This is a genomic window from Micromonospora sp. NPDC092111 (assembly GCF_044755745.1).
Lineage (GTDB): Bacteria > Actinomycetota > Actinomycetes > Mycobacteriales > Micromonosporaceae > Micromonospora.
Genome location: NZ_JBIVRQ010000006.1, coordinates 1 through 17,286, shown reverse-complemented (window position 1 = coordinate 17,286; position 17,286 = coordinate 1). Strand labels below are relative to the sequence as shown.

General features: G+C 69.2%; 20 protein-coding genes and 1 pseudogene. 12 read left to right on the top strand and 9 right to left on the bottom strand.

Going from position 1 to position 17,286, the window contains the following annotated elements; genetic code table 11:
- Positions 1 to 182: 182 nt before the first annotated feature.
- Positions 183 to 1,853 carry a carboxylesterase/lipase family protein gene (locus ACIQG9_RS14480; RefSeq protein WP_400401764.1) on the bottom strand — a complete coding sequence of 557 codons (1,671 nt, stop codon included), beginning with the start codon at positions 1,851 to 1,853 and terminating at the stop codon, positions 183 to 185.
- A gap of 76 nt (positions 1,854 to 1,929) precedes the next feature.
- Between ACIQG9_RS14480 and ACIQG9_RS14475 the strand changes: the two genes are divergently transcribed.
- From ACIQG9_RS14475 to ACIQG9_RS14465, 3 genes are all read left to right on the top strand, one after another.
- Positions 1,930 to 2,910: a TetR/AcrR family transcriptional regulator C-terminal domain-containing protein gene (locus tag ACIQG9_RS14475; RefSeq protein WP_400401761.1), complete on the top strand. Its 981-nt coding sequence runs from the start codon at positions 1,930 to 1,932 to the stop codon at positions 2,908 to 2,910.
- A gap of 173 nt (positions 2,911 to 3,083) precedes the next feature.
- Positions 3,084 to 3,629 carry a hypothetical protein gene (locus ACIQG9_RS14470; RefSeq protein ID WP_400401759.1) on the top strand — a complete coding sequence of 182 codons (546 nt, stop codon included), beginning with the start codon at positions 3,084 to 3,086 and terminating at the stop codon, positions 3,627 to 3,629.
- 16 nt (positions 3,630 to 3,645) lie between these two features.
- Positions 3,646 to 4,656, top strand: a complete 1,011-nt coding sequence (locus tag ACIQG9_RS14465; protein WP_400401757.1) for a hypothetical protein — start codon at positions 3,646 to 3,648, stop codon at positions 4,654 to 4,656.
- Between the two features lie 596 nt (positions 4,657 to 5,252).
- Here the strand turns inward: ACIQG9_RS14465 and ACIQG9_RS14460 are convergent.
- Positions 5,253 to 5,708, bottom strand: a complete 456-nt coding sequence (locus tag ACIQG9_RS14460) for a MerR family transcriptional regulator (RefSeq protein ID WP_400401754.1) — start codon at positions 5,706 to 5,708, stop codon at positions 5,253 to 5,255.
- Positions 5,709 to 5,824: 116 nt separating this feature from the next.
- Here ACIQG9_RS14460 and ACIQG9_RS14455 point away from each other — a divergent pair, with 116 nt between their 5' ends.
- Positions 5,825 to 6,874: an aldo/keto reductase gene (locus tag ACIQG9_RS14455; protein WP_400401752.1), complete on the top strand. Its 1,050-nt coding sequence runs from the start codon at positions 5,825 to 5,827 to the stop codon at positions 6,872 to 6,874.
- Between the two features lie 104 nt (positions 6,875 to 6,978).
- Here ACIQG9_RS14455 and ACIQG9_RS14450 read toward each other — a convergent pair whose 3' ends face one another.
- The 7 genes from ACIQG9_RS14450 to ACIQG9_RS14420 form a co-directional block, all read right to left on the bottom strand.
- The gene (locus tag ACIQG9_RS14450; RefSeq protein ID WP_400401749.1) at positions 6,979 to 7,602 is read right to left on the bottom strand and encodes a hypothetical protein; all 624 of its coding nucleotides are present in this window, start codon (positions 7,600 to 7,602) and stop codon (positions 6,979 to 6,981) included.
- Complete coding sequence (locus tag ACIQG9_RS14445; protein WP_400401746.1) at positions 7,599 to 8,261, bottom strand: GNAT family N-acetyltransferase; 663 nt, start codon at positions 8,259 to 8,261, stop codon at positions 7,599 to 7,601. The genes ACIQG9_RS14450 and ACIQG9_RS14445 overlap by 4 nt, the downstream gene beginning before the upstream one ends.
- A 16-nt stretch (positions 8,262 to 8,277) precedes the next feature.
- Positions 8,278 to 9,771 carry an APC family permease gene (locus tag ACIQG9_RS14440; RefSeq protein WP_400401743.1) on the bottom strand — a complete coding sequence of 498 codons (1,494 nt, stop codon included), beginning with the start codon at positions 9,769 to 9,771 and terminating at the stop codon, positions 8,278 to 8,280.
- A 61-nt stretch (positions 9,772 to 9,832) separates the two neighbouring features.
- Positions 9,833 to 10,573 (bottom strand): GPP34 family phosphoprotein, encoded by a 741-nt coding sequence (locus ACIQG9_RS14435; RefSeq protein WP_400401741.1) that lies wholly within the window; start codon positions 10,571 to 10,573, stop codon positions 9,833 to 9,835.
- Positions 10,570 to 10,800 carry a hypothetical protein gene (locus ACIQG9_RS14430; RefSeq protein WP_400401739.1) on the bottom strand — a complete coding sequence of 77 codons (231 nt, stop codon included), beginning with the start codon at positions 10,798 to 10,800 and terminating at the stop codon, positions 10,570 to 10,572. The genes ACIQG9_RS14435 and ACIQG9_RS14430 overlap by 4 nt, the downstream gene beginning before the upstream one ends.
- Positions 10,797 to 11,072 (bottom strand): hypothetical protein, encoded by a 276-nt coding sequence (locus ACIQG9_RS14425; protein ID WP_400401737.1) that lies wholly within the window; start codon positions 11,070 to 11,072, stop codon positions 10,797 to 10,799. The genes ACIQG9_RS14430 and ACIQG9_RS14425 overlap by 4 nt, the downstream gene beginning before the upstream one ends.
- Entirely contained in the window at positions 11,069 to 11,305 is a 237-nt protein-coding gene (locus tag ACIQG9_RS14420) for a hypothetical protein (protein WP_400401735.1), read from the bottom strand. Before ACIQG9_RS14420 ends, ACIQG9_RS14425 begins: the two co-directional genes overlap by 4 nt.
- Positions 11,306 to 11,731: 426 nt before the next feature.
- Here ACIQG9_RS14420 and ACIQG9_RS14415 point away from each other — a divergent pair, with 426 nt between their 5' ends.
- The 8 genes and pseudogenes from ACIQG9_RS14415 (at position 11,732) to ACIQG9_RS14380 (ending at position 16,909) form a co-directional block, all read left to right on the top strand.
- A complete protein-coding gene (locus tag ACIQG9_RS14415; protein ID WP_400401732.1) occupies positions 11,732 to 12,634 on the top strand; it encodes a helix-turn-helix domain-containing protein in 903 nt (300 codons plus the stop codon).
- Positions 12,627 to 12,836, top strand: a complete 210-nt coding sequence (locus tag ACIQG9_RS14410; RefSeq protein ID WP_400401729.1) for a DUF397 domain-containing protein — start codon at positions 12,627 to 12,629, stop codon at positions 12,834 to 12,836. Before ACIQG9_RS14415 ends, ACIQG9_RS14410 begins: the two co-directional genes overlap by 8 nt.
- Positions 12,837 to 12,979: 143 nt before the next feature.
- Positions 12,980 to 13,177: a DUF397 domain-containing protein gene (locus ACIQG9_RS14405; RefSeq protein WP_400401727.1), complete on the top strand. Its 198-nt coding sequence runs from the start codon at positions 12,980 to 12,982 to the stop codon at positions 13,175 to 13,177.
- A gap of 325 nt (positions 13,178 to 13,502) precedes the next feature.
- The gene (locus ACIQG9_RS14400; RefSeq protein WP_400401725.1) at positions 13,503 to 14,405 is read left to right on the top strand and encodes a hypothetical protein; all 903 of its coding nucleotides are present in this window, start codon (positions 13,503 to 13,505) and stop codon (positions 14,403 to 14,405) included.
- Positions 14,406 to 14,757: 352 nt separating this feature from the next.
- A complete protein-coding gene (locus ACIQG9_RS14395) occupies positions 14,758 to 16,038 on the top strand; it encodes a multiprotein-bridging factor 1 family protein (RefSeq protein WP_400401723.1) in 1,281 nt (426 codons plus the stop codon).
- 32 nt (positions 16,039 to 16,070) lie between these two features.
- A pseudogene (locus tag ACIQG9_RS14390) lies at positions 16,071 to 16,202 on the top strand (GCN5 family acetyltransferase); the annotation flags it as partial.
- A gap of 186 nt (positions 16,203 to 16,388) precedes the next feature.
- Positions 16,389 to 16,598: a DUF397 domain-containing protein gene (locus tag ACIQG9_RS14385; protein ID WP_400401721.1), complete on the top strand. Its 210-nt coding sequence runs from the start codon at positions 16,389 to 16,391 to the stop codon at positions 16,596 to 16,598.
- Between the two features lie 116 nt (positions 16,599 to 16,714).
- Complete coding sequence (locus ACIQG9_RS14380; RefSeq protein ID WP_400401719.1) at positions 16,715 to 16,909, top strand: DUF397 domain-containing protein; 195 nt, start codon at positions 16,715 to 16,717, stop codon at positions 16,907 to 16,909.
- Positions 16,910 to 17,286 lie beyond the last annotated feature (377 nt).

Below are 17,286 nucleotides of genomic sequence, written 5' to 3'. Positions count from 1 at the left end.
CTGCCCGCGCCCGGCGTTCACGGGGTCCCATCGGAACGAGGCACCACTCCCGGCGCGTTTCGCCCAGCCATCCGCACGGTTCTCGCCTTACCCTCCGCAGCATTCACCTCAGAAGCGAGCGAAAGTCGCAGAGGCGTTCTTCAACACGTCCAATCGCCGAAAGGCTAAAACAGACACAGGTGTCACATCTGCGATAACGCCATAAACGCCGCAGATCGCCAGAACGCGAGGTGGTGCTCGCGGGTGAAGTCGGTGCGGCCGATGCCGCCCTGCCCGGTGACGAGCCGCTGCACGTAGCCGGATCGGCCGTCGAACCGGGTCCAGGACGGCAACCCCTGCCGGTTGGGATCACCGGTCCGCGCGAACCCGGTCCAGTAGCCGACCATCACCTCGGACAGTCGCTGCTGCGCGGCGGTGAACGGCCGCACGTAGCCGACGGTGAACAGGTACGGCAACTCGGCGGTGTGATACGCGCCGGTCGGGAAGCTCACCGCAGCCGCCTCGGTGAAGAACGGGGCATCCTGGTCGGCGAACTCGTACATGTACGTGGGCACGTACCGGCTGAGCACCGCTGCGGTGTCCAGCACCGGCCGCGCGTACTGGAAGTCGGTCATGGCTGCGGACAGCGCCTCCGACGGCGTCCCGGATGCGGCCACCGGGTAGCGGGCGAACACCCGGGGCGCGCGGGCCCCGAACGCGGCCTCGATCTGCTCCCGGTACTGCCGGGCAGTCAGGGGGCAGGGCATCGCCTGTTCCGGTGCGCAGAGCATGCCGGTGCGCTCCATGCCCCACACCTGCGCGCGGTACTCGTCCCGGGTGACGCCGACGAGTACCGGTACCCGATGGAACCGGCCCGTGGCGACCGCGTCGGCCGGATCCACCGGCAGCACCGACCCGCCACCGACCGGGCCGGCTTCCCACGCCGACTGGCTGGGATAGCCGGCCGCCTCGACCAATTCCTGCGCCGACCGGTCGCGCAGGCAGGCGGCGTCCCCGTCGCAGCCGACCGCCGCGATGAGCGCGTCCGCGCCGGCCGTCGCTTCTTCGCGGGTACGCAACGGGGTGCTGCACGAGTTGCTCTGCAGGATCGCGCGGTGGAACAGCCCGGCGGAGCCCGGCGCGGCCAGGTGGGCGCAGACGCTGGTGGCACCTGCCGACTGCCCCGCCAGGGTGACGTTGCGCGGATCACCACCGAACGCGGCCACGTTGGCCCGCACCCACCGCAACGCCGCTTGCTGGTCCTCCAGCCCGAAGTTGCCGGACCCGCCCACGTCGGGGTGGGTCAGGAAACCGAGCGCACCGAGGCGGTAGTTCAGCGTCACCACGACGACGTCACCCTGGGCCGCCAATCCGCGCCCACCCCAGGTGTCACCCTGACCGAGGAAGAAGTGTCCACCATGGAGCCACACCAGCACCGGCAGCGATTCCCCGGCGGAGCGGACGGGCGGGGTGGTGACATTCAGGTACAGGCAGTCCTCGGCGATGCTGGGCCGATCCATCGGCATGCCGGCCGGTTGAGCACACCCCGGCCCCGGCCGGGTGGCGTCCCGGGTGGCGCTCCACGCCGCCGCCGGACGTGGTGACCGCCAGCGCAGCTCGCCGACCGGCGCAGCCGCGTACGGGATGCCGAGGAACGACCGGTGGTCCACCGCCACTGTGCCCCGCACCAACCCGTCCGTGGTGCGTACCACGTCCGGCCGATGCGCCGCCCCACTCGTACCGGCCACCGCGGTCCCCACTGGAACAAGTGCCGCGACGACGACGGCCGCGACGGCCCACCACCGCTTTCTCGACCTGTCCACGTGCGCCTCCGATCTCGTTGTGAACGCCGTACGCGTTCCGGAACCGAGCATCCGGACACCGAACAACGTCCGCAACCACAGCACTAGTGCACCGGGGCGCTAGGCTGGGCGGCGCTCTGGCGCACTAGTGCAACTGGACGGAGACGGCGTGAAATCGAGCGAGGCCGGGCCAGCGTCCGCACGTATCACCGCGGCACTTCGTAGCCGCATCGCCGCCGGTGAACTCCGTCCGGGCGACCGCCTGCCCTCCACCCGGCAACTCGTCCGGGAGTGGGGCGTGGCGATGGCCACCGCCAGCAAGGCGCTCGCCGCGCTCCGGCACGAGGGGCTCACCGAAGCCGTACCCGGCGTCGGCACGGTCGTCGCCGCACGGCGCGCGCGCCGGACCGGCAACCCACGGCCGGTAGGGCATTGCGACGCCAGTGACGCCGAGCCCTTCCAGGATCAGATCGTGCGCACCGCCACCGCGATCGCCGGCACTGACGGCCTCGGGGCCACCACGATGCGTCGCATCGCCAACGAGCTGGATGTCGCCACCATGGCCCTCTACCGCCACGTACGCGGCAAAGACCACCTCGTCACGCTCATGGCCGACGCGGCGTTCGCGGAACATCCCCTCCCCGCCCGGCCGACCGGGGACTGGCGCGCCAAGTTGGAGCTGCTCTGCCGTACCCACTGGAGGATGTACCGGCGACACCCGTGGCTCGCCCACGTCGTGTCATTCACCAGGCCCCTGCTGACGCCGCACGCCATCGCCCACACTGAATGGACCATGCGGGCGGTGGCCGACCGGGGGCTGGACCCCACCGCACTCATCCACGTGGCCGCCACCGTCGCCAACTTCGTCCGCGGCACCGCCGTCGACCTGCAACGGGAGGCCGAGGCCGAACAGGACACCGGCCTCACCGACGACGAATGGCTACCCACCCAGAGCGACACGCTCGCCGCCACGCTACGCAGCGGATCCTTCCCCATCCTGGCCCGCATGTCCGCGCGCGACGACGTGGATCTCACCCTCGACACCCTGTTCGAGTTCGGGATGCAACGCATGCTCGACGGCATCGCACCGCTGTGCGGCCAACGGCCGGCGTTCGACGATCACGGGTGAGGGTACGGCGGTCCACCAGCATCTCGGGGCAGCGCGGCGGACGCCGCATACCACGCGGCAAGGGCCTCACCGAGCCAAACCTCAAATCCCCTCATTCCTCGCTTCTCCTCCCATTCCGGTCAGTAGTCTCTTAAGCGCACGTAGTGACCATTACTCGCATTGCAGGAGGTTCCGTGAGGAAGAAGCTTCTCCCCGTCGCCCTGGCCGGCGTCGCGTTGGCCGCGGGGTTCGCCACGCCGGCGGCTGCCGCCCCGGGAGACACGATCGTCACCCTCACCGTTGTCGGTGCGGGTGGTCTCACGATCACGGTTCCCGCGTCGGCCAACCTGGGTACCGGGACAGAGGGCAGTACGGTGTCCGGGCAGTTGGGGTCCGTGACCGTGTTGGACCAGCGGGCGTCGCTGACCCCGAACTGGACCGCCAGCGTCATCTCCACCGACTTCGTCACGGGTGGCGGCACCGCGTCGGAGACCATTCCGAGCATCAACGTCACCTACTGGTCCGGGCCCGCCACCGCCACCTCGGGCGACGGCACCTTCACGCCTGGCCAGCCGACGGCAGCCGACGCGCAGATCATCAACGTTCCCCGTACGGCGTTCAGCCACACCGGTGGCACCGGCAGCAACTTCGCTTCCTGGAATCCCACCGTGGAGGTCGCGATTCCTTCGGGTGCCGTCGGTGGTGTCTACACCGGGACGGTGACACATTCGGTGCTCTGACCCCGCCCGTCGGCTGGTGCTGCTGGCCTCCGTCGCCGTCCTGGCGTTCGGAGTGCCGGCGGCACCAGCCGGCGCCGTACGCGGGGAGCGACACCAGCGGGAAGACGACGTGGCGGGGCTGGGTCTCCAACTCCTGGACATTCCGGTCGCCCGGGTCGAGGATCCTCGGGCGCGGTCGTACATCGTGGATCACCTGAAGCCGGGTGCGACCATCCACCGGCGGGTCGAGGTGCGCAACACCTCCGCCGAGCGCCAGCACGTCGAGCTGTACGCCGGGGCCGCGGCGGTCAAGGACAACGCGTTCACCGTCCCCGAGGGTCGCGCCGGCAACGAACTCAGCAGTTGGGTGACCTTGGAGACGGCCAGCGTCGACCTGCCACCCGGGGAGAAGGAGCCCGTCCAGCTCAGCATCGAAGTGCCGAAATCCGCGTCGAAGGGTGAGCGGTACGGGGCGATCTGGGCGCAGATCACCAGCCGGCCGACGGAGGGGGGCAACATCAGCCAGGTCCACCGGGTCGGCATCCGGATGTACCTCGACATCGGGCCTGGTGGTGAGCCGCCGACGGACTTCCGGATCGACGGCATGGCGGCGGAACGGGGCACCGGGCAGTGGCCGATGGTCACGGCACGGGTCACCAACACGGGTGGACGGGCGCTGGACATGGGCGGCACCCTGTCCCTGACCCATGAGTCGGGTGCGCTCCGGGGCGGCCCGTTCAGCGTGACGAAGGGCGTGACCATCCTCCCCGGGGAGAGTGGTCGGGTCGGCGTGGAGCTCAACCAGGTCCTGCCGGCCGGCCGATGGGACGCGCGGCTGACGCTGCACAGCGGGACCGTGGAGCGCACCGCGGACGGGAGGATCACCCTCCCGGTCGCGGCGGAGGTGGTGCCGGTGAAGTCCGCCCTGTCACGCTGGGTGGCGTGGTCCCTGGGCGTCGGCACGGCACTGGTGGCGCTCGTCGCGGTCCTCGTCTGGTACCTCGTCCGCCGACGCGGCCGATTCGGGATCAACGCCCGGGTCGCCTGATCCAGGGGCTTCGGCATCCCCACGAGCATGCCCACCAAAGCGGTCACTTCACCTGAAAATCCTTCATAGGCCCTGAAAGCCACATAGGGTAACTTTCACGTTCCCTTGGTGCGGCTGGTCGAGCCGGCGCGTAAGCGGACTGCCCTGTCGGCCTCGGACGGCGGGCGCGGATCCGGCGTTGGCAACACCCGGCACCCCGGCTGGATGGAGGCCAGATGATGGCGCAGGACGAAAACGGTCGCACGGCCGGCCCGAGGAGTCTCCTCCGGCCGGCCGTCGTGGGTCTGGCCCTGACCGTGGCCGTAACGATCTCCGGCGTCCTGCCGGTAACGGCAGGTCCTCCCGGCGGGCCGAGCGTCGCCCAGGCCGCCACCCCACCGCCGGCATCCACCGACGTCACGTTCGAGGTGGTGCCGACGCAGCCACCCGCCCCGCCGACCCCCCAACCGAGTCCGTCCGGTGGTCACCTACCGGTGACCGGAAACGACCCGGAACCTGGCTGGCTGCTGGCCCTCGGCACCCTGCTGGTCCTCGCCGGCACCGTGATCACCGCCTTCGCACGTCGGCGAGACCGACGGCACTCCTGACCCCGACGGCTACCTCGACTGGACCTCGGTCGGGTGCGGCGGTGGCGAAGGGATCGGGGCGTGACACTGGTGGTCGCCGGCGCTGCCAGGGTCGAGAAGGTCCTCGTACACGCCGACCTTGAACCTGATCAGGTCCAGGCACTCGGTCAGCTTGCCGATCTGGGTGGTGACGTTCGCTTGGTGCTCGCGCATGAGCGCGAGTCGTTCCGCCTCGTTTCCGGCTCCCTGCCTGACGAGTTCGGCGTATCGGCGCAGCGCGGGCAGGGGCATGCCGGAGGCGCGCAGGATGATGCAGACGGTGAGCCAGTCCACGTCATCGTGGCTGAAGACGCGGCGCCCGCCAGGTCCGCGCCGCACCGCATTGACGAAAAGGCCCTCGTGCTCATAAAAGCGCAACGCGTGCACGCTCAGGCCGGTGCGTTCGGCGACCTGGCCGATGCTCAGATTCGTGGTGACCTCAGCCATGCCGTTCAGGGTAGCGGCTTGACCTAGAGTCGACTCTAGATCCTAGGGTTCCCCGTGCGATCGACGCTTCTGTCGCTCTGTGCAATCACGGCTGAACCAGTAAGGGAAGCATCACCATGCGCTATCGCACCCTCGGCGGAACCGGCATCGAAGTCAGCACCTACTGCCTCGGGACCATGATGTTCCAGGATGGCTGCAACTCCGACCACGACGATTGTGTCCGGATCATCCACGCCGCCCTGGACCAGGGCATCAACTTCGTCGACACCGCCGACATGTACGGCCAGGGTGAGTCCGAGGAAATCGTGGGAAAGGCGCTGCGGGGACGCCGTGACGACGTCGTACTCGCCACCAAAGTGCACTTCAAGATGGGCGAGGGCCGCAATCGCAGCGGCAACTCGCGGCGGTGGATCCTCAAGGCGGTCGAGGACAGCCTCAGGCGGCTGAACACCGACTGGATCGACCTCTACCAGGTCCACCGCCCCGACGACTCGACGGACATCGAGGAGACCCTCGCGGTGCTCAGCGACCTCGTGCACCAGGGAAAAATCCGCGCCTTCGGCTGCTCGACGTTTCCCGCCGAAGAGATCGTGGAAGCGCATCACGTCTCCGAGCGTCGCGGCCTCGGACGCTTCCGCACCGAGCAGCCGCCATATTCGATACTGGCCCGCGGAATCGAGACCTCGCTCCTGCCCGTCTGCCAACGCTACGGAATGGGGGTACTGGTCTGGAGCCCACTGGCCTTCGGGTTCCTCACCGGCAAGTACCGCAAGAACCAACCCATCGACCTGTCAACCGGCCGCCCCACCATCCGGCCGGCACTATTCGATCCCGAGAACGCGCAGAACGCCGCCAAGCTCGACGCCGTCGAACAGCTTGTCGAACTCGCGGAAAACGTCGGCTGCACCCTCCCGCAGCTCGCCCTAGCCTTCACTGTGGCTCACGCCGCCGTCACCTCGGCGATTATTGGACCGCGGACCATGCCGCAGTTGGAGGAACTCCTCAAGGGCACCGCACTCACCCTGGACGAAGCGACCCTCGACCGGATCGACGAAATCGTGCCGCCCGGAACCAACCTGTACAACCCCAACGCTCCGCTGCCGCCGCGTTCACTGACCGACACCGCACTGCGTCGCCGCCCACTCACCGACCGCGCGGCAGCGTGAGCTGAGCCGAGCCGGGTACGGCGAAGGTGGGGTCGGTCCGGGTCCGGCCCAGGTGCCGCGGCGTCGGGTGGGGCGACACCTGGGCCGGACGATCTCCGGCGGGGTCAGCCGGGCGGGGCGGGGCGTGCGGTGGCGGGGCGGCCGTTGCGGGTGAGCGACCAGAGTCGCGGCCCGCTCGGCAGGTGCAGCGGCAGGCCGGCGTGGTAGCCGTGGGTGCGCAGGAAGTCCCGGGCCGCCTCGGTGGTCACCACCGTGTAGACCGGCCAGCCGAGTTGGTCGACGCGGTGCTGGTGATGGGCGAGGAGCCGGCCGGCGCTGCCCTGCCGGCGGCTGTCCGGGGTGACGTACAGCCAGGCCAGCCAGTGGTGTGGCGCGGCGGACGTGTAGCTGGCGAGCACCGCGTGGAGCTGCCGGAACCTGGGTAGCGCCCGGCCGGTGAAGGCGCTCAGGTGGTGGTCGGTCAGCAGGGCGCCGTCCGGGGCGGGGTGCCGACGCCAGACGGCGATGCCGCTGAGGTCCAGCAGCACGTCGACGGTGCCCCACTCCACGGCGTGGTCGATCTCCATGGCCAGCAGGGCGTGGAAGACGGACTGCCGCTCGGCCGGGTCCGGCACCAGCCACGCGGCGACCGGGTCGGCGGCGGCGGCCTCGGTCAGCAGGGCCGCGATGGTGGCGACGTCGCCGGACTGCGCGGGCCGGATGGCGGCGGTCGCCGCTGCGGCGCTCACCGGGCCCGCCGTCGCGGTCGTGGTCCCGTTGCCGGGAAGGCGGCCGGGCCGGCGGCGCTGGGTTGGCCGCGCCACATCCGCCAGATCGTCGGCCCTGCCGTGGGCAGGATCAGCGGTGGGCCGGCCCGGTACCCGAGTCGCCGGTACAGCTCGCGGTTGCGGGTGTTGCTGGCCTCAAGGTAGGCGGGTACGCCGAGGGTGTCGAGCTGCCGGTGGTGGTGGCGCAGCAGGGCGGTGCCGATGCCTCGGTTCTGCCGCTCGGGACAGACGGCGAGGTAGGCGAGGTGGTGGTGCGGCTCCTGCGGGTGGAACGCCTCGAACATCGCGTCCAGGAGGGTGAACTTCGGCGCGTAGACCCCGGTGGCCTGTTCCAGGGCCGCCAGGTGCTCGGCTGGGATGCCCGACGGGCGTTCGGGGCGGGGATACCAGATCGCGACGGCCGCGAGGTCGGCGGTGGTGTCGACCTCGCCGTGCGCCAGGCCGTGGAGCAGCACCTTCCTGAAGTAGCGGTGGTAGACGGCACGCCGGTCGTCGGGGTCGGGGATCAGCCAGTCGGCGACCGGTCCGTCGACGAACGCCTCGGCCAGCACGGAGATCAGGGGGCCGGCGTCGTCGTGGGTTGCCGGGCGTACGGTCACCCGGTTTCTGGTCTGGGTCATGGGGTCTCCTGCCGGGTCAGGCCGGTTGGCGGATCGGGTCGGGGCTTCGCAGGGGTCGGGTGTGGCTGTCCGCGCCGAGCCCGATCGCCTGGTAGACGTCCGGTTTCGTGGCGCGCAGGGTCAGCGCCCAGACCGCGCCGAGTAGCGCGGTGACGGCGTAGGCGGCGGGGAACAGCCAGCGCAGCGGTGAGTGGGGGGCGACGCCGAGGAGGGTGTCGAACTCGCGGATGGTGGCGGCGAGGATCGCGCCCAGCGCCAGCGCGGCGGTCAGTGGTGCGACCGTGGCCCGCCACCGGCCCTCACGGTGGGTGGTCCGGGCGAAGAAGCCGACGACGGAGGCCGAGGTGGCGGTCATCAGGATCAGGACGCCGAGCCCACCGGTGACGGTGACCCAGAAGAACAGGTGGACGACGGGGTCGGCGTCGGCTGCGGCGTAGCCGACGAGGATGGCCACCGCGACGGCGCTCTGCGTCATCGAGCCGACCTTCGGCGCTCCGGTGCGCCGGCTGGTCCGGCCGAACATGGCGGGGACGACCCGTTCGCGGCCGAGGGCGAACAGGTAGCGGGCCACGGTGTGGTGGAAGCTGAGCAGGGCCGCGAACAGGCTGGTGATGAACAGGACCCGGCCGATGGTCACGACGCCCGCGCCGAGGTGCGGGGACACCAGGTTGAAGATCAGGTCCGTGCCGTCGGCGCGGGCGGCGTCTACGATCCGGTCGGGGCCGGTGGCCACCGACATCGCCCACGCGGACAGGCCGTACAGCAGGCCGGTGACCGCCACCGCGAGGTACGTGGCGCGGGCGACGGTACGGCGGGGGTCCCTGGTCTCCTCGGAGAACACGACGGTGCCTTCGAATCCGACGAACCCGGTGATCGCGGTGACCAGCGCGGCACCGATACCGGCGGCGAAGACGTGCGACGGGGCGAGGGTGTCGACGGTGACGCCGCCGGCGGCGGCGTGGGCGACCAGGACGGCGTCGAAGACGACCACGACGGCGCACTCGGCGATCAGCATGACGGCGAGGACCCTGCCGTTGAGGTCGACGCGCAGCACCCCGAGGACCGCCACCGCCACCCAGCCGGCCAGGGCGCACACCCACCAGGCGACGTCCCACCCGTACCGGTCGTGGAGGAACTGGGCCAGGACCGCGCCGAAGCCGCCGTACAGGCCGATCTGCATCGCGTTGTAGGCCAGCAGCGCGACCATCGCGGCGGCGACGCCGGCCGGGCGGCCGAGGCCCCGCGTGACGTAGGTGTAGAACGCGCCGGCGTTGACGATGCGCCGGGACATCGCCACATAGCCGACCGCGAACAGCGCGAGCACGGCGGCGACCACAAGGTACGACACCGGAATGCCGGTGACGCCGGTGACGGCGTACCCGGTGGTCGCGCCACCGGCGACGACGGTCAGCGGCGCGGCGGCGGCGATCACGAAGAACACGACGGAGGGGATGCCGAGTCGGCCGCGCGCCAGGGCCGCCGAGATGCTGTCGGGTTGCGGGTGGGACATGGGCCTTCTTTCCGAGCAGGTGGGTGGGGGATGTCCGGGCGGCCGGACGTTCCGGGGGCGCTCAGGAGGTGCGGTGGCTCAGGACCGCCGCGCCCACGGCCGCGCCGAGTTCGGCGAGCAGCCCGTGCCACTTCGGCCACAGTTGCTCGACCAGACAGCGCAGCCGCTCGCGGGCGGCCCAGGGGGCTCCGTCGAGTAGCGCCGTGTCCAGTTGGGTGTGCAGCACGAGCCCGGCCAGCAGGACGTCGTGCTCGTAGAGGTCGCGGTGGTTGCGTAGCTGTTGGGACAGCCGGGCCCAGGGCCAGGCGGCGGTGTTCATGTCCGTCGGCACGTACCCGGTGCGCCGTCGCCACCACGGGCCGAGCGTCTGCTCCTGGAGCAGGCCCGCCTGGGCCATGCGTTGGGCGACCTGCTCGCCGGCGGTGGTGGCGAGATACGACAGCCACACCCGGGTCGTGGTGTGCTGCGGCTCGGCGAGCATCCGGTCGAGGATCCTGTGTTGCAGCCAGTCCGTCGGGGTGGGGCCGTCACGCCAGACGTGCACACGGCCCTGCGAGAAGCTGATCCGGCCGGCGTAGTGCAGCTCCATCAGCAGCCCGGCCGCCAGCCCGAGGGACAGCGCGGTGCCGAACAGGCGGGGCTGCCCGGTCCGATCGTGGTGGGCCAGGAAATAGAAGTCGTCGGCGATCCGCAGCGGCGCACGGGTGGCGGCGACGACCGCACGGGCCGGCCGGTGGGACGGGGCGGGTTCGTGACGGGCGGGTCGGGTGCTCTCGTCGCCGACGGCAGGGGAGGTGTTCACCGCTGCTGGCCTTCCTGGGTCGAGTCGTCTGATGGAGTGCGGAGGCCATGACTGCGGAGGAGGTCACGGCCGGCAGGGTGCTGACGCAACTCCGCCACCGCCCACCGGTGCTGCGCGCACCCGCCGTCGCGGCACTCGAAGCAGGTGCCGGCGAGGTGGCGCAGGACCGTCCTGCGGGCCGAGTCGAAGCGGTCGCCGGGGTGGTCGCTCTCGTCGGTGCCGGTCATCGTTTCCGGCCGTAACGACGCAGCGCGGCGACGCTGACGCGCAGTTCCATGCAGGGCGGGTGCTGCTCCACGTGCGGGTACTCGCACTGGGGCCGGTGGCCGAGGACCCACATCCACTCGTCGCTGAGGTGCGCGAGGTCGGTGCGGAGCCGGACCAGGACGACATCGACGTGGACTCCGGGCGTGAGGTCACGGCCGAAGGACCAGTCGCCGCCGTCGAGTTGCAGCAGGGTACCGGGTTCGACCCGGGGCGCGGGAAGACCGCCGGTCATGCGCCCGGCCACCAGCGCCACCGGCGGGGCCGCAGACTGTTCGCGGCCTTCCCCGGGAGGTCGAGACTGGCCCAGAAACGGCGGTTGCCGCGCGCCACGTCCTGGGCGGTCGCCTCGTCGGGCCGGGTCCAGCCGCCACGGTGGCCGTAGAGCGTGGCCGCGCCCTCCCGATCGATGCCGAACGGCCGGTACGCATGCCCGTCCCGAGGAACGAACCACTTGATGCGGGTCAACGCCATCACCTCCTATGTGGAATCAACAAGGTGGCCGTCCGGGAAGCCGGCCCTGTACTCCCGACCAGAGGGCGCAGGGACCGTCCCCCATTGGGGGATCGGGTACGACCCCTGCGCCCGGCTCGTGGATGGGACACGTCCCACACGCGCTCAGTCGCCGATCCGGGAAGGCTCTGCTACCTCCGCTTGATCCGACAGCCGGCGATCTACAACCCGTTCAGCGGCTACCAGGCCCCCGTGCCTGTTCATTACACTTTGGGCATGCCCAAAAGACAACCACCCAATAGGGAGAGATTTAACGGGCTGTCACTGATGCAAGGCGCAGCGTTTGGGCAGGCTACGAGGGGTACGCCCACCGCGACTGCGCTCCGAATGGGTGTTTTAATTGGGCGTAGCGCACGCCCAAAGTGAGGAGAGGGTGGGCTGGTGTCTGAAACAGTGGGCTCGGCATTGCTGCGCCGCCACATCGGCCGTCGTCTGGAGGCGCTGCGGAAGCACGCACGGCTGACGCAAGAACAAGCGGCAGAGCAACTCCAGAAGGGCCGGACGACCATTGCCCGGTGGGAAGAGGGCCACGAGAACGTCCGCTTTCGCGACGTAGACGTCAAAGCGTTGCTCGACATCTACGGGGCCGGGGAGCATGACACCAAGGTCCTGCTCGCCCTGACCGCCGAGACCCGCAACGGCCGACGCAAGAGCTGGTGGCACGACTACACGGAGACTGCCCTGCCGACCTGGTTCGGGCTGTACGTGACGTTGGAGGACAGCGCCGAGACGATTCTCCAGTACGAGTCAGAGCTGATCCCCGGCCTGCTCCAGACCCCCACCTACGCCGAACAGGTCGCTCGGGTGCCACCGGGCTATCTCGAAGAGGACGAGATCAACCGCCGCGTCCAGGTCCGCATCGAGCGACAGTCGCTGCTCACCCGCCCCCGTGCGCCGCACCTCCAGGTCGTCCTCAACCAGGCGGTGCTACACCGCCCGGTCGGTGGCAACACGGCGATGGCCGCACAGATGGCCCACCTGCTGGAGGTGGGGGTCAAGGCGAACGTGACGGTCCGCGTCGTTCCGTTCTCGGCGGGCGTGCACAGCGGCATGGCCGCCTGCGGCCCGTTCACCATCCTGGACTTCCCGACCAACGACTTCGGAGACCCCCTCGAACCCCCGCTCGCCTACGCCGAGACACTGACCGGTGCGATGTACCTGAACAAGCCCGACGAGGTCAACGCCTACCGGTTGGCGTGGGCTGACCTGGAGAAACGCGCCCTGAACCAGGCCGCGTCAACAAGATTGATCAAGGAAGCACAGAAGGGATACGCGAGTGGCTGACTCGACTGGCGCCAAGTGGCGCAAGAGCACCCGCAGCGGCAACGGAGGAAACTGCGTCGAGGTGGCGACGAACTTGCTCGCCCGCCAGGACGCGGTCTTCGTCCGGGACAGCAAGGACCCGCAGGGCGGCCAGATCGCGGTGACGGCTCGGAGTTGGACGGCCTTCACTGATGCCCTGCGGGAGGGCACTCTGACTCCGTAACCAGAAGGGCTGTCCTACCGGAAGTAGCCGGCCGACACCGGCTACTTCCGGTAGCTGCACAGCCACGACGATCACGGGCGGTCCCCCACGAGACCTGGTCTGTCCGCCTGGGGCCGCACCGTCAGTATTGGAGAAATCAACTCATGGTTGATCTGACATCCGCCATATGGCGCAAGAGCACCCGCAGCGGCAACCAGGGAGACTGCGTCGAGGTGGCCGACAACCTGCACAGCGTTGTAGCCGTGCGAGACAGCAAGGACCCGAACGGGCCGGTCCTGGCCTTCGCGCCCGCGTCGTGGAAGGCGTTCACCGCAAGCCTGGGCAGCAGCAACACTCCGTAGGCGGCCGACGCTCGTCCTACCTGCCGCTCGTCGGACTGCGCTCCTGCCGCAAGTAGCCGACGGAAACCGGCTACTTGCGGCAGCGTGCAGCCTCCACAATAACGGCGGCCCCGGCCGACGGCGGTAGCGGTAACGCATGACCAAGGTACGGCCCGGCCTGGACCAGGCCCTCTGTGTCGACGGTGCACTCTCAGCCTTGATGGGCGAAGACCAGGAGGGTAGTGAGGACGTGCGGCGGCGGACGGTACTTCAGGCTCTCAGCGTGGCCGGCATGGCAGTGGCTGGTTGGCCTCTCGCATCGGGGGCCACTCCCCGCAGGATCGGCATGGATCACGTAACCGACATCGCCGAGACCACCGCGTTGTACCGTGGCTGGGTCTCCCGACACGGCGGTGCAGCGGTACAGCAACCGGCCGCGCAGTTACTTGAGCGGGCCGCCGCGATGCATGGTGCCGCCTCCGAGCCGAAGGTTCGCACCGCGCTGCTCGCCGCGATCGCCGACCTCGCCGGGCTCGGCGCATACATCGCCCGCGACATCGGAGACCACCGCAGCGCAGACGAGCACGCCCGGCTCGCCCTGTCCGCTGCCACCGCCGCCGGCAACACGGCGCTGGGCGGCCACACCGTGGTCCGGATGGCTGGCCACAACATCGAGCTACGCCGTCCCGAAAAGACACTGTCGCTGCTGGACGCAGCCGCCAAGCGCGCCGGTGACCTGTTCACCCCCGGTGACTGCGCCAACCAGTCGTGCATCCGCGCGTGGGCGTACGCGCAGGTCGGTGACGCCGACATGGTTCGCCGCGCCGTGGGCGACGCCGAGGAGGCGTTCACCCGTGTCGACAGCACCGGCGCACCCAACTGGGCAGCCCAGCACGTCACGGAGGCAGAGCTTTACAGCCTCACCGGCGCTGCCTACACGGACCTGGCGCGTACCAACAACCGGTACGCCGAGACGGCAATCGAACGACTCAACCAGGCCCTGGACCTGCGTGGTGTGTCCCTGGCCCGCAACCGGGCCCTCGACCAACTCAGCCTGGCCGAGGCGCTGCTGTATGCCGGTGAGTTCGACGAAGCCGGCCGCATCGCACTCGCAGCGACAGAAGCCGCCGGCGACATCCGCTCCGGCAGACTCTCGCTCCGCTTCGCCGGGCTGACTCGCCGTATGCAGCCCCATGCCTGCAAGGCGGCGTCCGTGGCCGAATTCGTCACGGCACAGCGCACCTCCTAGACGAGAGTCCGATGTTGCAGGCCGTGACGGCTCGGAGTTGGACGGCCTTCACTGATGCCCTGCGGGAGGGCACTCTGACTCCGTAACCAGAAGGGCTGTCCTACCGGAAGTAGCTGGCCGACACCGGCTACTTCCGGTAGCTGCACAGCCGCGACGATCACTTCAGACGTACGCCCGTAGCGGCTACCTAGCAGCGCCAACCTCTTTACTCGATGCCGGTGCAGACCTCGTCGTCCGAAGCATGAAAGACCTGTTCAACTACCTAGCGCCTCGCCTTTGAACGCTGATCGTGTAATCGTCGGTTCTGATTGGGCTCCGTTCAAGATCAACTAATGCGAGTGGACGACAGTGGATGAGGCTATACGTGGCAGCTTCGCCGAGCATCACACAACCGGTACCGGCAGGCCGTCAGATGCCGAGTCGAGCACTACCGTCGTTCGGCGCTCAACTACGGCGCATGCGGGCCGAGCGCGCCTGGTCACTGCGTGATCTCGCGGAGCGCATCACCTACAACCGTGGTTACATCGGCAAGGTGGAGCAGAGCGAGAAGTTCCCGGACCGACAGTTCGCAGAGCGAGCCGATCAGGCTTTCGGCGCGCGTGGCAACCTCATCGAGGCTTGGCAGGATGAGGCCGACGAGCGACACAAGACCGAGCGGATGGGCAGACTGCTGACGGCCTCCGTCAAGGACTCACTCCGGCTGCTCACCGCCGCCGAAGAGCGTCACGACCTAGCCCAGATCAGCGATGGCGTGGACGGACTGGCGGTCGCCTACCTCGGAGCGTCACCCAGCCCGATGCTGCAAGATGCCGTCGAGCTGCGTGGCGAGATCCTGCAACGGCTGCGCGACCGCCACTACGCCCCGCACGAACTCAAGGATCTCTACGTCCTGCTGGGCAGGTTGCAAGGCGTCCTGGCATACGCCGCCCTTGACCTGGGGAGTGCCGACGCAGCCATGACCCACGCAGAGGCCGCTTGGACCTGCGCGGAACACGCTGGAGACAACGAGTTGCGCTCGTGGACGCGCGGCACCCAAAGCCTGATCGCGCGTTTTCGTGGCGACTACGCCCACGCCCTGGACTACGTGCACGACGGACTGCGCTACAAGGCAAGGGGCACCGGCCGGATACGGCTGCTGTGCGGCGTAGCTCAGTGCCATGCCAACCTCGGCGACTCCACAGGCGCGAACCACACCCTTGACCTAGCTCTGGCGGAACGGGAAGAGCTTGCCAGCACGGACTCGGTGGAGGGTCTTTTCGGCTTCTCCGTTGCGAAACAGCACTACTACGCGGGGAGCAGCCTGATTTGGCTGGCGGGTGGGGCGGACGCGGAACGAGCTGCCCGAGAGGCGGGGCGGGCGATCGCGCTGTGGGCAGAGGAGCCTCCGGAGAGCAGGTCCTTGGACGACGAGGCGCTGGCCCACATCTACCAAGGGACCGCCTTCCTGCAAGTCGGGGACCTCGACTCCGCTAACGCCGCCATCCGGCCGATCCTCGACCTGCCAGCGGACCGCCACATCTCCTGGATCAACAAGCGGCTCGACCGGTTCGCTGCGATGCTTCGCGCCGAGCCATACCGAGGGTCGAGCGCGGCCGACGACCTGTACGAAGAGATCCGCAACCTAGGCGAGTAGTTCCCCTATCAGGGGTCGGTGTATGGCACTCCCGGCTGCACGACTACTACCGCAGGCAGGGCTTCCGCCACGTCCGCACGGTGGAGTCCCGTGTGTCTGGTGCCTGCTTCGAGCGGCCGGCTCAGCCGTACAGCAGCGGCCGGCTCAAGACCGAGGGCGTCTGACAGGGCGGCAAACTACCGCGCGAGCAGTATCGACCGGCAACCTGCCGATCTGGTTAGGTTTCTAGGTGGCCTGAGGACAGCGCCTGGGACGATCCTTCAGGACGAGTCGGAGCTGATCCCCCGGCCTTCTCCAGACCCGATCTGCGTCGGCAAGATTGATCAGGGAAGCACAGAAGGGATACGCGAGTGGCTGACTCGACTGGCGCCAGGTGGCGCAAGAGCACCCGCAGCGGCAACGGAGGAGACTGCGTCGAGGTGGCGACGAACTTGCTCGCCCGCCAGGACGCGGTCTTCGTCCGGGACAGCAAGGACCCGCAGGGCGGTCAGATCGCGGTGACGGCTCGGAGTTGGACGGCCTTCACTGATGCCCTGCGGGAGGGCACTCTGACTCCGTAACCAGAAGGGCTGTTCCACCGGAGGTAGCCGGCCGACACCGGCTACTGCCGGTAGCGGCACAGCCGCGACGATCACGGGCGGTTCCCCCGAACCGTCAGTATTGGAAGAATCTACTCATGGTTAATCTGACATCCGCCAGATGGCGCAAGAGCACCCGGAGCGGCAACCAGGGAAACTGCGTCGAGGTGGCCGACAACCTGCCCGACGTGATCGCAGTACGAGACAGCAAGGACCCCAACGGACCCGCACTGATTTTCGCCTCTACGGCGTGGAAGGCGTTCACCAGGCACCTGAGCAGCGGAACCCTTTAGCGCTGGTCAGCCTGCGGCTGTTCACTCTCCCCGCCTTGCACGCGCCAGCCCCGCCGGGTCGGCCATGAACGGTCGCTTCGGCGGGGCCAGCGCCTCCGGCCAGCCTCAGTATGGATGGAGTGACGATGAACCTGTTCACCAGCAGCGCCCAGCCCAGCCTCTTCGGCGACGACGAAGCCTCGGGCGGATGACGGCTCTACGAACTTAGCGGGGGTCCCGGTGCCCTTCAGGTAGAACCGGTGCCTGCTCGCGCTCGGAGCCGCGGCGCAGGGTCCGTGAGCTACGGTCAAGTCCTTGGACGTGGTGTTTGCGGTTGAGCGTGATTCCTCGTTGTTGTTAGGCGCTGAGCGCTGGTAGGTCGTTGGTGTCGGTGTCCT